Origin of the sequence: Rahnella selenatireducens (genome assembly GCF_046449555.1) — a bacterium.
In the GTDB taxonomy this organism is placed as follows: domain Bacteria; phylum Pseudomonadota; class Gammaproteobacteria; order Enterobacterales; family Enterobacteriaceae; genus Rahnella; species Rahnella selenatireducens.
Map to the genome: position 1 here is coordinate 424471 of NZ_JBKEZJ010000003.1, position 14417 is coordinate 438887.

Genomic DNA, 14417 nt, shown 5'->3' on the forward strand with positions numbered 1-14417 from the left:
CGAAGAGGGTATCCTCAGGGATCGCCGGAAAATCAGCGATGAGTGAGCCGCTTATTAACGGCTACGGAAGACAATGCGGCCTTTGCTCAGGTCGTACGGGGTCAGCTCTACAGTGACTTTGTCGCCCGTCAGGATGCGGATGTAGTTCTTACGCATTTTACCGGAGATGTGAGCGGTAACTACGTGTCCGTTTTCTAATTCTACGCGGAACATAGTGTTTGGCAGCGTATCAAGTACGGTGCCTTGCATTTCAATGTTGTCTTCTTTGGCCATCGAATCCTCTAGGTCTAACTACCATAGTTTTTAACCGGCAAGATAATGCCGAAAAACCCACATTATGTAAAGAAGTATGGTCCATGACCGCACCTATTCCCTATCCTTCGGGAACACCGGCAGGTCTTCATCATGTGGGGATAAGTCTTGTGGCAACCAGCAATCCGGCGCTAACGCGCGTTGCGAAAGTTCGGATAACTGCTGCAAAAATTGGCGGCGGGGGATCTCTCTCGCACCCAGCGACGCAGTGTGAGGGTTGAGCACCTGACAGTCAATCAGTTCTCCTCCATTGCGGGAAAAATGTTGGCAAAATACCATCAGCGCACATTTGGAGGCATTTTCCCGGCGGCTGAACATCGACTCACCGCAAAATAATCCGCCGACAGACACGCCGTATAAACCGCCGACCAGCTCATCATCTTCCCAAACCTCAACGGAATGCGCGCGGCCTGCTTCATGCAATTCCTGATAGCCCCGCTGCACCAGAGGGCCAATCCACGTACCGTCTTCGCGCTGCATGGCGCAGGCGCGGATGACCTGCTCAAAACGCTGGTTGAGCGTGTAACGGTAAGGTTTTTTACGCATAAAACGTCGCAGGCTTCGGCTGGCGTGGCGCTCTTCAGGAACCAGAATGGCGCGTGGATCGGGCGTCCACCAGAGGATCATCTCACCGGGTTCAAACCAGGGGAAGATCCCGTTTTGATAAGCTGAAAGCAGGCGTGGCGCGGTGAGATCCCCTCCGATAGCCAGCAGGCCGTTTGGCTCCAACAGTGCAGTGTCTGGATCCGGGAAATGAACAGAATTGGCCTCAAGCTTCACTAACCGCATAGATCTCCTTATCCGGCGACCTGCGGGCCGCCGTTAAAACCTGAAACAACATCAGCCCCGCGAAAGAAAACGCGCGTAACGTCCGTGTGCGGCGGCCAGTGTCTGGTGATCACCTTGTTCCACAATCTGACCCTCTTCCATGACACATATTCTGTCGAGAGTTTCCAGACCGTGGAGGCGGTGCGTCACTAAGAGTAGCGTCTTATTCTGACAATGCTTGTGCAGCAGTGCCAAAATATGTTGTTCCGTTTCGGCATCCAGACCTTCAGTCGGTTCGTCGAGCAACCACAGCGGCGCATCATGTAAAAGGGCGCGGGCAAGGCCTAAACGACGCTGTTCGCCGCCGGAAAGCTGACGACCACCTTCGCCAAGCCACGCGTTCAACCCTTCGTTTTCCAGAAGAACATGCAAATCAACCTGTTTCAGAACGTCGGCAATCTGTTCATCGGAACATTTTGGCGACGCCATCCTCAGGTTTTCACGCAGCGTGGTGTTGAAAACGTGTACGCGCTGACTGACAACGGTGATCGTCCGGCGCAGCGTCGCTTCATCGTATTCCGTGATGTCATGGCCGTTAAGCATCAGCGAACCACTGCTGATATTCCAGCCGCGCGTCAGCAACTGCAACAGCGTAGATTTGCCACAACCGGTCTGGCCGAGCAGGGCGATATGCTCACCGGCGCAGACATCCAGTGTGATATTTTTCAGCACCGGCAATGGCTGGCCCGGATAGGTGAAATTAACGTCTTTTAGCGTAAGGCTGACCTGCTCACCGGCTGCCGGGCCTTGCGGCGGAAATGCCACGTCAGCAGGCTGGCTGATGATCTGGCTTACGCGCTGCGCTGATGCGATAACCTGCCCGAGATGCTGGAAGGCCGCAGCAACAGGCCCGAGCGCTTCAAACGCCGCTAAAGGCGTGAAGACAAACAACGCAATCAGCGCGCCGGGTTGCGGGAAAGCACTCAGCCCACCCGCTGCCAGCCACAACATCAGCGTCACCGTCAGCCCGGCAGCGGCAATAATCATTGCCTGCGACAGACCGGTCAGTTTTGCCTGCTGCTGCTGACGCAACATCCAGCGGCGTTCAATATCATCCAGTTGCTGACGAAATTGCGGCTGAGCGCCAAAAACCACCAGCTCGCCTTGCCCCTGCAACCATGCAGTTAGCTGCGTACGGTAATCGCTGCGCAGCGCCGTCAGTTCACGTCCTGCAGGTTTTCCGGCACGGTAGAAAATCACCGGCAGAAGCACCATCAGCGCCAGCATAATAGCACCCAGCGTCAGGGCCAGCGTGACATCGAGGAAACTCAGCCCGATAGTCAGCAGAATGGTCACCACCAGCGCACTGATAAGCGGCGATATTACGCGCAGATAAAGATGATCCAGCGTATCGACGTCGGCGACAAGTCGGTTGAGCAAATCAGCCTGACGGAAACGCGCAATACCGCCCGGCGTCAGTGGCATGATTTTAGTGAAGGTGAATACGCGAAGGTGAGCCAGTACGCGGAACGTCGCATCATGGCTCACCAGCCGCTCGGCATAGCGTCCTGCCGTTCGCGTAATGGCCGCGCCGCGAACCCCGGCTGCAGGCAGCATATAGTTAAACGTATAAAGCCCGGCCAGCCCGGCAACGGCAGACGCCGCCAGGAACCAGCCGGAAAGCGTGAGCAGCCCGATGCTGGCCATCAGCGTGACGATAGCCAGAATGACACCCAGCGACAGGCGGAACCAGTGACGGCGATATAACGCGAGATAAGGCAGAAGAATTCTCATAATTACAGCTCCTTACTGCGCTGTGATAACAAACTGGCGAACAATCCACCCTGAGCAACCAGCTGCGCGAATGTGCCGCGCTCAGCGATTTGCCCCTTCTCCATGACCCAGATTTCGTCGTAGTCGCGTGTATCTTCCAGCTGATGCGTAACCAGCAGCGTGGTCTGCGATCGGGACGCCTCGTTTAAAGCACTCATCACGCGTTTTTCGCTGTGTGCGTCAAGGCTGGCGGTGGGTTCATCGAGCAGCAATAACCGGCAGGGAGAAAGCAGGGCGCGCGCGACAGCAACACGCTGTGCCTGACCCACCGACAATCGCGCCGCGCTGTCGCCCAGTTCAGTTTCCAGCCCCTCAGGCAGTAGTGGCAGGAATTCATTCACATACGCACGGTTAATTGCGCTTTGGAGCTGTGCTTCGCTGATATCTGGCTGATTCAGCAGAATATTCGAACGCAGCGTCTGTTCCGGCAGATGTGGATTTTGGCCGACCCAGCTCAGTTGTTTACGCCATTCATCATTGCGCAACGATTTCAGCTCAATGCCGCTGGCGTTCAGTGAACCCTGATAAGGCAGAAAACCGAGAAGCGCATTGAGCAGGGAACTTTTACCCGCGCCGCTCAGCCCGACAATCGCAATACGTTGCCCGGCAGGAACCGTAAACGTCAGCGGCCCCGCCAGCGTTTTCCCCTGCGGTGACTGAACAAACAGGTCACGTGCCTCGAGTGAAACGTCCTGACCACGTGGCCAGGTCTTATCGCCGTCACCCATCCCGGTTTCTTCGGCGCTCAGGAACGTCAGCAGGCTTTCTGCTGCGCCGACCGCCTGCGCTTTGGCGTGATAGAACGCGCCTAAATCACGTAACGGCTGGAAGAATTCCGGTGCGAGGATGAGCACCAGGAAACCGGCAAAGAGCGTAACCGGCGTGCCGTAGCTGCCAAAATTAAGCTCACCCAGATAGGAGAAACCAAAATAAACGGCGACGACAGCGATGGAAATCGAAGCGAAAAACTCCAAAACTGCAGAGGACAGAAATGCCAGACGTAAGACATCCATGGTACGCGCACGGAAGTTCTCGGTGGAGCGTTTGATTTTCTCCACTTCGGCGGTGCCGCGGTTGAAGAGGCGTAAGGTGTCCAACCCGCGCAGGCTGTCGAGGAAATTACCGCTCAGACGGGCCAGTGCAACAAAGTTACGACGGTTTGCATCCGCCGCGCCCATGCCCACCAACGCCATAAACAGCGGGATTAGCGGGGCAGTCACGAGCAGAATTAATCCGGCAGCCCAGTTAATCGGGAACACGCTGACCAGAATCAGCAGGGGAATAATCCCGGCCAATGCAATTTGCGGAAGATAGCGAGCATAGTAATCCTGCATATCTTCGATTTGTTCAAGAATGATGCTTGCCCAGCTACCGGCCGGTTTGCCCTGAATCCACGCGGGCCCCAGTTTTTCGAGGCGATCCAGAACCAGTTTGCGCATTTCCTGACGAATAACCCGCCCGCAGATAAAGCCCACCTGTTCGCGCAGCCAGGTCACGACGGCGCGCAGAATAAACGTCAGGGCCATCAGCAGGAAGCTTTGCAAGAGCGTTTCACGCGGCGCTTGTTCGATGATCAGACCGTGTAACAGTCCGGCCATCAGCCAGGCCTGTGCAAGGATCAGTAAACCAGAGAGCAAACCCAGCATCATGGACAGACGGATCCAGCCTTTGGCGCGTGAGCTTTGTTGTTTTAACCAGCGGATAAGTTCTTGTTGTCGTGTTTTATTCATCAGGCATCAGTCTGCGCAGCAATCCGGATGGGAGGCCGCTCATGTTACATGCTTGAGTTAGGACTGAAAACAAGAAGGCGGCAATTAAGCCGCCCAATTCGTTACTCTTTATGTGGACTCTGGGTCCGGTAATTACCTCGGAGAGTAATTATAAATCCGGCGCTTGCGATAAACCGTCCAGATAACGCTCGGCGTCGAGTGCCGCCATACAGCCGGTGCCCGCAGAGGTAATTGCCTGACGATAGATGTGGTCCATCACGTCGCCTGCGGCGAAAACGCCGGGAATGCTGGTCTGTGTAGCGTTGCCATGCGAGCCGGACTGCACTTTGATGTAGCCATCTTTCAGTTCCAGCTGACCTTCGAAAATGCCGGTGTTCGGGCTGTGTCCGATAGCGATGAACACGCCAGCCACGTCAACCTGCGATTTTTCGTCAGTGCGGACATCAAGCAGGCTCGCGCCGGTGACGCCCATCTGGTCGCCGACAACTTCGTTCAGCGTTTTGTGCGTGTGCAGAACGATGTTGCCGCTGGCGACTTTATCGTTCAGACGGTCAACCAGGATTTTTTCCGCACGGAAACTGTCACGACGGTGAATGAGGTGAACCTCAGAGGCGATATTCGCCAGATAAAGCGCTTCTTCTACAGCGGTGTTGCCGCCGCCGACTACCGCCACTTTCTGATTGCGGTAGAAGAAACCGTCACAGGTTGCACAGGCAGACACACCGCGTCCTTTAAAGGCTTCTTCAGAAGGCAGACCGATATAACGTGCAGAAGCACCGGTAGCAATAATCAGCGCGTCACAGGAATATTCGCCACTGTCACCGGTCAGGCGGAACGGACGGTTCTGCAAATCAACTTTATTGATATGGTCGAAAATAATTTCGGTATTAAATTTGGTCGCGTGCTCGTGCATGCGTTCCATTAAACCCGGACCAGTCAGACCTTCCGGATCGCCCGGCCAGTTTTCCACTTCCGTCGTGGTGGTCAGTTGACCGCCTTTTTCCACACCGGTGATTAAAACCGGGTTGAGGTTAGCGCGTGCTGCATAAACCGCAGCGGTATAACCCGCCGGGCCAGAGCCCAGAATCAATAATTTACTGTGTTTAACCGTACTCATGCGTAATTCATCTCCGCGATGGCGACTAGCGATAGACCGATTGTAGGGAAAATAGCGCGTTAAAAAAAGCAAACTCAGATGTTGTTAACGATTTGTCTGATAGTTTTTACTGCCGAACCCGCGTAGAAAGGATTTCGCCGCAGGTAACTGTTTGATGGTTAGAGTAAAAAAACAGCGCAAAGACATGAATGCGCTGGGAGGTTGTTTGCCCGTATGCGGACTTTTGATGACAAATCACGGCAGTTTGTGTGGATTTGACTGAAATAAGGCGTGAACGGAATTGTTATTGTTCAAAGATAAAAGATAGCTAAAAAGGGGGCGCTGGCTTTTCAATCTGGCACGTTCTTCTGATTTTGCTTCTTTTACTTTGACAATCCGCTGTGCATTTGCGAAAACATCAGGGGAAGAAGAAATTAACTGCCTGCCTGTGACTTGAATTTATGCAATTGGCTGCTACCGGACCCGTTCTGGTCTTGCTTTTTGGTTTTTTAGTTCCAGCAGGGTTTAGTGAATCAGGTTGGCTGTTTACAACCTATTAATTTCGCAAGGTTATTTCTTTTGAGTATCCGTTTATACGGCAGTGTTCCTTTTGACAGGGGATCAACACGGCTTTTGGATGCGTAAACCTTAATAATCGGGTCTTCGCTTGGGACAACCCTTAGACATTGAAGTTGGCTGGGGTATGGCAGGTGCAGGGAAGGACAGCAGAGAGACAATAATAATGGTAGACAACAAAAAACGTCCGGGAAAAGATCTCGACCGTATTGACCGTAACATCCTCAACGAATTGCAAAAGGATGGCCGGATTTCAAACGTCGAGCTTTCCAAACGTGTGGGATTATCTCCAACTCCATGTCTGGAGCGCGTTCGTCGTCTGGAACGTCAGGGTTTCATCAATGGTTATACCGCATTGCTCAACCCGCATTATCTGGATGCTTCGTTGCTGGTATTTGTTGAGATCACTCTCAACCGCGGCGCGCCAGATGTGTTTGAGCAGTTCAATGCGGCAGTACAAAAACTCGAAGATATTCAGGAGTGTCATTTGGTTTCTGGGGATTTCGACTACCTGTTGAAAACCCGCGTACCTGATATGTCGGCTTACCGTAAGTTGTTAGGTGAGACTTTGCTTCGTCTGCCGGGTGTTAATGACACTCGTACCTATGTGGTAATGGAAGAAGTGAAACAGACGAATCGCCTGGTCATTAAGACCCGGTAATTGTCAGGTGCAAAACCTTGCATTTTTAGCTACACTCCTGTGTATCTATACAGCTATGGCGCCGGGGTCAACTCTCGGCGCTGTTGCTTTTTCTCAGTTCACAGGAACCTGGAGAGCCTTTCTTGAGCCAGGAATACACAGAAGATAAAGACGTTACCCTGAAAAGACTGAGCAATGGTCGCCGTATTCTGGAGGCTTTGCTGGTTGTGGTAGCGATTTTTGCTGCTTATTTAATGGCAGCACTGGTGAGTTTTAACCCCTCTGATCCAAGCTGGTCGCAGACCGCATGGCATGGGCCCATTCATAACTGGGGCGGTGGTGTGGGTGCCTGGATGGCCGACACGCTGTTCTTCATTTTTGGCGTATTTGGTTACGCTATTCCCCCTATTATCCTGAGTCTGTGCTGGGCGGCTTTTCGTCAGCGCGATCACCAGGATTTCGTCGATTATTTTGCTCTGTCGCTGCGCCTTATCGGGACGCTGGCGCTCATTGTCACGTCTTGCGGTCTGGCATCCGTCAACGTCGATGACCTGTACTATTTCGCGTCGGGCGGTGTAATCGGCAGTTTGCTGAGCACAGCGATGACGCCGTACTTCAATAACGTCGGGGCAACGCTGGTTCTGCTGTGCGTCTGGGCGGCCGGGCTGACGCTGTTCACCGGCTGGTCATGGCTGACTATCGCGGAGAAAATCGGTGGCGCAGTGCTTGGCGTCACCAATATTGTGACCAACCGTTCGCGCCGTGAGGAAGATTACGAATACGACGGGCAGGACGATCCGTTACTGGAAGAAGGCGACGAAAAACCGGCGGCGAAAGTGGTTGCTGCTACTGCGGCGGCCGCTGTGCCAGAGGCTGTCGCGGGTTCAGACGCTGACGAAGACGACGTTCTTTTCTCTGCGCCTTCTGTAACAGAACCTGCGTTGCAAACGCCTCCGGTTACGCAGGCCATTGCGGCCGAACCGGCTCCTGCTATGAAGGCAGAGACAGTGAATCCGTATGCGGCTGAACCTCCGGTGGTAGAAATTGCTCCGCCTCCGCAAGCACCGCAGCCTGCGGCTCCGCCGTTATACAACTTCGAAATTCCGGAAGAGACACCCGTGCCGCGTCACCCGCAGCCGGTACAGCAATCGCCGTCTCCGGCACCGATTCAGCGCAGCGATGACGATGGCCCGAGTATGGGTAACTGGCAGACGGCGGTTGAGCATTCACGTTCTCCGTTTGATTTCAGCTCTGCGGCACCTGATGCGGCGCAAATTGCGAGCGTCGCGGCCACGGCAGCACTGGCAACTGGCCTTGCGCAGGCAGGCCAGTCGGCGGCAACTTCTGCCGGCAATACGTTTATGCCTGCTTTCAGCGCCGTGAGTGATGAAAATCCACAGGTGAAAAAAGGCTTCGGGCCGGAATTGCCGCGTCCAAATCCAGTGCGTATTCCAACGCGTCGCGAACTGGCTTCCTACGGGATTAAATTGCCGTCTCAACGCATCGCCGAACAGCAGGAAAATGCACAGGCTGCCGTGCAAAAAGAGGCTGAACATGCTGACTGGCATAAAGATCCTCTGGCGCAGGCTGATGAGGAAGCCCGACAGGAAGCGGCGTTGCAGGAAGCTTTTGCGGCTCAGCAGCAGGAACGCTACGGTGAATCTGTCACCGATGATGAGCCTGATGAAGAGGCAGCGTTGCAGGAAGCAGAACTACGTAATGCGTTTGCGGCGCGTGAAAATGCCCGTTATCAGCAGGATGTCGAGCCACAAAGTGGTCTGGTTCAGCATCATCACTCGCAGAATCTGCCGCCGGAAACGACAAACACTGTTGCGGATGATTTCGCTGCGGCTGCGATGAAACTGAGCCAGCACGATGCATTCAGCTTCTCGCCAATGGCCGATCTGGTGGATGACACACCGTCAGAACCGTTATTCACGTTGCCAGCTCAGGCAGAAGATGAACCGCAGCCTGCGACATTTGCACAACAGCCGCCTTATCAGCGTCAGGCCGCTTCAGAACCGGTGCAACATTCGCAGGAATACGAAGCGCCACGTCAGTCATCGCCGTCGCCACAGCCTGATATGGACAGCCTGATCCATCCCTTCCTGATGCGTAATGAGCAGCCGCTGGTCAAGCCGACAACGCCGCTGCCGTCTCTGGATTTGCTGACTTCGCCACCGGCGGAAGCCGAGCCGGTTGATGAATTCGCTCTCGAACAGATGGGTAATCTGATTGAAGCGCGTCTGAATGATTACCGCATTAAAGCGGATGTCGTCGGGAAGTTGCCGGGGCCGGTCATCACACGTTTTGAACTGGATCTGGCGCCGGGCGTAAAAGCGGCGCGAATTTCCAACCTGTCGCGTGACCTTGCCCGTTCATTATCCGCCGTCGCCGTGCGTGTCGTGGAAGTGATCCCCGGCAAGCCGTACGTTGGTTTGGAATTGCCGAACAAAAAGCGCCAGACCGTATATCTCCGAGAAGTGCTGGACTGTGCGAAATTTAAAGAAAGTACGTCTCCGCTGACGATCGTGTTGGGTAAAGACATTTCAGGCGAACCTGTTATCGCCGATCTGGCGAAAATGCCGCACTTGCTGGTGGCCGGTACAACCGGTTCCGGTAAATCTGTGGGCGTTAACGCCATGATCCTCAGCATGTTATATAAATCCAAGCCGGAAGATGTGCGCTTCATTATGATCGACCCGAAAATGCTCGAGTTGTCTGTGTATGAAGGGATCCCGCACCTGCTGACCGAAGTGGTTACCGACATGAAAGATGCAGCTAATGCGCTTCGCTGGTGTGTCGGTGAAATGGAACGTCGCTATAAGCTGATGTCAGCGCTGGGGGTGCGTAATCTGGCGGGTTATAACGAACGTATTCTTGAAGCTGAAGCAATGGGCAGACCGATTCCGGATCCATTCTGGAAACCGGGCGACGGTATGGCCGCAGAACCGCCATATCTGCAAAAGGAGCCGTTTATCGTTGTGCTGGTTGACGAATTTGCTGACCTGATGATGACCGTCGGTAAAAAAGTGGAAGAGCTGATTGCGCGTCTGGCACAAAAAGCCCGTGCGGCCGGTATCCACCTGGTGCTGGCAACGCAGCGTCCTTCCGTCGACGTCATTACGGGTCTGATCAAGGCAAACATTCCGACGCGTATTGCCTTCACGGTTTCGAGCAAAATTGACTCCCGCACCATCCTCGATCAGGGCGGCGCAGAATCGTTACTGGGTATGGGTGACATGTTGTATATGGCGCCAAACTCGTCGATTCCGGTTCGTGTTCACGGCGCGTTTGTTCGTGATCAGGAAGTGCATGCTGTGGTTCAGGACTGGAAGGCCCGCGGTCGTCCTAAGTACATCGAAAGCATCGTTTCTGGTGGTGACGATGGCGAAGGCGGCGGTCTGGGTCTGGACGGTGATGAAGAGCTCGATGCCCTGTTTGATCAGGCCGTTGCGTTCGTCGTCGACAAGCGTCGTGCGTCTATTTCAGGTGTTCAGCGTCAGTTCCGTATCGGGTATAACCGTGCGGCGCGAATTGTAGAACAGATGGAAGCGCAGGGCATTGTCAGTGCGCCGGGCCATAACGGTAACCGAGAAGTGCTGGCTCCGCCATCACACGAATAAATCATTGGGTTTTGCCGGGTTTTTGTTAAGAAGGGTCGCGAATGCGGCCCTTGTGCAAAGATGCGTAAAATGACTGCTTTTCAGATGATTGAGCTACCACCGGGGCGTTGCCTCGGATAGAGTTCGCACCATACGTCTTTTGTCTTTATGAAAGGCATCGTCTGAAGTTTAAGGATTTTTAAGGTAACTATAAGAATGAAAAAATTGTTATTGGTAGGGTGTTTACTGACTGCATTTACCTCCGCTTCCGTTTTGGCGGATGCCAGCAGTGATCTCAAATCCCGCTTGGGTAAACTGAACACTTTCCACGCCAGCTTCACCCAGACTGTCACCAGCGATGACGGTTCTGCCGTTCAGCAGGGTGAAGGCGAACTGTGGGTCAAACGTCCAAACCTGTTTAACTGGCATATGACGACGCCTGACGAAAGTATCCTGGTTTCTGATGGCAAAACACTGTGGTTCTACAACCCGTTTGTTGAGCAGGTTACTGCAACCTGGCTGAAAAATGCTACCGGCAACACGCCATTTATGCTGATTACCCGCAACGACAGCAGCGACTGGTCGAAATATAACGTGAAGCAGCAGGGTGACGACTTCCAGCTGACGCCGAAAGCGTCCACCGGAAATCTGAAGGAATTTGCTATCACCGTTACGCCAACAGGTACCATTAAAAGCTTTACTGCGGTTGAGCAGGATGGTCAAAAGAGCGCTTATACCCTAAAGGGTGAGCAAAACGCGTCAGTCGATGATGCGAAGTTTAAATTTACTCCCCCGAAAGGTGTGACGGTGGACGACCAGCGTCAGTGAGGTAAGCTTGAGTAATCTGTCACTCGATTTTTCCCAGAATGAATTCCAGCCACTGGCCGCCAGAATGCGGCCAGTAACCCTTGCAGAATACATTGGTCAGCAGCATCTTCTCGCGCCGGGCAAGCCTTTGCCGCGTGCCATCGAGGCGGGTCAGTTGCACTCGATGATTTTGTGGGGGCCGCCGGGAACCGGGAAAACCACACTGGCAGAACTCATTGGCCGTTATGCAAATGCCGATGTTGAGCGCATTTCAGCGGTGACCTCAGGGGTGAAAGATATTCGCGAGGCTATCGAGCGCGCGCGGCAAAACCGTGATGCCGGGCGTCGCACCATTCTGTTTGTTGACGAAGTCCATCGTTTCAACAAAAGCCAGCAGGATGCTTTTCTGCCTCATATCGAAGACGGCACAATTACGTTTATCGGTGCTACAACAGAAAACCCGTCTTTTGAACTAAATTCCGCCTTGTTATCCCGTGCTCGTGTTTATCTCCTCAAATCGCTGACGGCTGAAGATATCGAAAAAGTCATCGATCAGGCGCTGACGAACGCTGAGCGTGGTTACGCCAACGAAAAAATTCGTGTTCCGCCTGAAACGCGCCGCATGCTTTCTGAACTTGTTAATGGCGACGCCCGTCGTGCGTTGAACAGCATCGAAATGATGGCTGATATGGCTGAGATTGATGCCAAAGGCTATCGCACGCTGACGCCGGAACTGCTGACCGAGATTGCCGGTGAGCGCAGCGCGCGTTTCGATAATAAGGGTGACCGTTTCTACGATCTGATTTCTGCGTTACATAAATCTGTGCGCGGTTCCTCACCGGATGCGGCGCTGTACTGGTACGCACGCATTATTACCGCTGGTGGCGATCCGTTGTATGTCGCAAGGCGTTTACTGGCGATTGCGTCTGAAGACGTCGGCAACGCCGATCCACGTGGTATGCAGGTGGCGATTTCGGCCTGGGACTGCTTTACGCGCGTCGGCCCTGCGGAAGGCGAACGTGCCATTGCTCAGGCCATTGTTTATCTGGCGTGTGCGCCGAAAAGTAATGCGGTCTATACCGCTTTCAAATCGGCAATGCGCGATGCACGTGAAATGGCTGATTACGATGTACCGGAACACCTGCGTAATGCACCGACCAAACTGATGAAAGAAATGGGGTTGGGCGCGGAATACCGTTATGCGCATGATGAGCCTAATGCCTACGCAGCCGGTGAAGATTATTTCCCACCAGAAATGGCCCGCACGCAGTATTATTACCCGACTTCACGGGGACTCGAAGGTAAGATCGGCGAAAAGCTGGCATGGCTCGCTGAACAAGATCAAAATAGCCCCACAAAACGCTACCGCTAATTTTATCGTTGCGGTAAGGTTACCAGTGATAACTCTTTGACACGCTGCTATTTCAGGCAGCGTGCATCGTCAAATTAACATTCAATAACGACACGTACAGGATTAGCATGCTGGATCCCAATCTGCTGCGTAATGAGCTAGACGCAGTTGCAGAAAAACTCGCTCGCAGAGGTTTTAAACTCGATGTGGAAACGCTGCGTTCTCAGGAAGAACGCCGCAAAGTCTTGCAGGTAGAAACGGAAACTCTCCAGGCTGAACGTAACGCACGATCGAAATCTATCGGTCAGGCAAAAGCCCGTGGCGAAGACATCGAACCCCTGCGTCTGGAAGTGAATACGCTGGGTGAGAAGCTGGACGCTGCGAAAGCTGAGCTGGACGCATTGCAGAACGATATCCGAGATATCGCTTCCGCTATTCCAAACCTGCCAGATGATTCAGTACCTGCCGGTAAAGACGAGAACGATAACCAGGAAGTCAGCCGCTGGGGCACACCGCGCCAGTACGATTTCTCCGTCCGCGATCACGTATCGCTGGGCGAAATGGCAGGCGGTCTGGATTTCGCTGCTGCAGTGAAACTGACCGGCGCTCGTTTTGTGGTCATGAAAGGGCAAATCGCCCGCATGCACCGCGCGCTGTCCCAGTTCATGCTGGATCTGCACACCGAGCAACACGGTTATCTGGAAGCCTACGTGCCGTATCTTGTTAACCACGAGACGCTGTACGGTACAGGTCAGTTGCCGAAGTTTGGCGAAGACCTGTTCCACACTAAGCCTTTGGATGAAGAAGCCGGCAGCAGCAACTATGCGCTGATCCCAACCGCAGAAGTGCCGCTGACGAATCTGGTTCGTGACGAAATTCTGGAAGAAGAATCTCTGCCACTTAAAATGACCGCCCATACACCTTGCTTCCGTTCAGAAGCCGGTTCTTATGGACGTGATACCCGTGGCCTGATCCGTATGCACCAGTTCGATAAAGTCGAAATGGTTCAGATTGTTCGTCCGGAAGATTCCATGCAGGCGCTGGAAGAACTGACCGGTCATGCTGAAAAAGTGCTTCAGTTACTGAATCTGCCATACCGTAAAATGTTGCTGTGTACCGGCGACATGGGCTTCGGTTCAAGCAAAACTTACGATCTGGAAGTGTGGCTACCAGCGCAGGACACTTACCGCGAAATCTCCTCATGTTCAAACATGTGGGATTTCCAGGCGCGTCGTATGCAAGCTCGCTTCCGCAATAAAACGGACAAAAAACCACGTCTCGTTCATACCCTGAACGGCTCGGGTCTGGCAGTCGGTCGTACGCTGGTCGCTGTGCTGGAAAACTATCAGCAAGCTGATGGCCGGATAGAAGTGCCGGAAGTATTGCGTCCTTACATGGGCGGTTTAGAATATATCGGCTAACCCCGTTATGTTCTGAATAATATAGCGAAAAAGCGCCTCCGGGCGCTTTTTTTATGTATAAAATAGTGCGATGCGTTAAATATCCGGCAATTTGCCTGAGTCAACCCGACGTTTTTTGATAGCAGACAAAGTTTACTAACCCTTAATAAGTAATATCCACGCTATCTGAGTGGGTACTTTTCTAATCTGAGAATATAAACTTCACGACCCGCTCATTTTCTTGCCAGGGTTTTAGACGCCGGTTTTTATAACCGGTGCGCTATGGCGAGGCAACTTAG

10 protein-coding genes are annotated in these 14417 nt (G+C 53.4%); 5 read left to right on the top strand and 5 right to left on the bottom strand.

From position 1 onward, the window contains the following. Window positions 1-54: 54 nt before the first annotated feature. The 5 genes from infA to trxB all read right to left on the bottom strand — a co-directional run bounded on the left by infA (window position 55) and on the right by trxB (window position 5760). A complete protein-coding gene (infA, locus tag ACLBVC_RS07630; protein WP_002211347.1) occupies window positions 55-273 on the bottom strand; it encodes a translation initiation factor IF-1 in 219 nt (72 codons plus the stop codon). 93 nt (window positions 274-366) lie between these two features. Next, window positions 367-1101, bottom strand: coding sequence for a leucyl/phenylalanyl-tRNA--protein transferase (aat, locus tag ACLBVC_RS07635; RefSeq protein ID WP_410149128.1), 735 nt, complete (start codon window positions 1099-1101; stop codon window positions 367-369). Between the two features lie 51 nt (window positions 1102-1152). Then, a complete protein-coding gene (cydC, locus tag ACLBVC_RS07640; protein WP_410149129.1) occupies window positions 1153-2874 on the bottom strand; it encodes a heme ABC transporter ATP-binding protein/permease CydC in 1722 nt (573 codons plus the stop codon). 2 nt (window positions 2875-2876) lie between these two features. After that, entirely contained in the window at window positions 2877-4643 is a 1767-nt protein-coding gene (gene cydD / locus ACLBVC_RS07645; RefSeq protein ID WP_410149130.1) for a heme ABC transporter permease/ATP-binding protein CydD, read from the bottom strand. 148 nt (window positions 4644-4791) lie between these two features. Further along, a complete protein-coding gene (gene trxB, locus ACLBVC_RS07650) occupies window positions 4792-5760 on the bottom strand; it encodes a thioredoxin-disulfide reductase (protein ID WP_410149131.1) in 969 nt (322 codons plus the stop codon). A gap of 721 nt (window positions 5761-6481) precedes the next feature. Here trxB and lrp point away from each other — a divergent pair. The 5 genes from lrp (at window position 6482) to serS (ending at window position 14139) form a co-directional block, all read left to right on the top strand. Beyond that, window positions 6482-6976 (top strand): leucine-responsive transcriptional regulator Lrp, encoded by a 495-nt coding sequence (lrp, locus tag ACLBVC_RS07655; protein WP_013574775.1) that lies wholly within the window; start codon window positions 6482-6484, stop codon window positions 6974-6976. A 122-nt stretch (window positions 6977-7098) separates the two neighbouring features. Further along, window positions 7099-10581 (top strand): DNA translocase FtsK 4TM domain-containing protein, encoded by a 3483-nt coding sequence (locus tag ACLBVC_RS07660; protein ID WP_410149132.1) that lies wholly within the window; start codon window positions 7099-7101, stop codon window positions 10579-10581. A 195-nt stretch (window positions 10582-10776) separates the two neighbouring features. Then, a complete protein-coding gene (lolA, locus tag ACLBVC_RS07665; RefSeq protein ID WP_410149133.1) occupies window positions 10777-11388 on the top strand; it encodes an outer membrane lipoprotein chaperone LolA in 612 nt (203 codons plus the stop codon). A gap of 7 nt (window positions 11389-11395) precedes the next feature. Beyond that, window positions 11396-12739, top strand: a complete 1344-nt coding sequence (locus tag ACLBVC_RS07670) for a replication-associated recombination protein A (RefSeq protein WP_129638968.1) — start codon at window positions 11396-11398, stop codon at window positions 12737-12739. Window positions 12740-12846: 107 nt separating this feature from the next. After that, window positions 12847-14139, top strand: a complete 1293-nt coding sequence (gene serS / locus ACLBVC_RS07675; RefSeq protein ID WP_410149134.1) for a serine--tRNA ligase — start codon at window positions 12847-12849, stop codon at window positions 14137-14139. Window positions 14140-14417 lie beyond the last annotated feature (278 nt).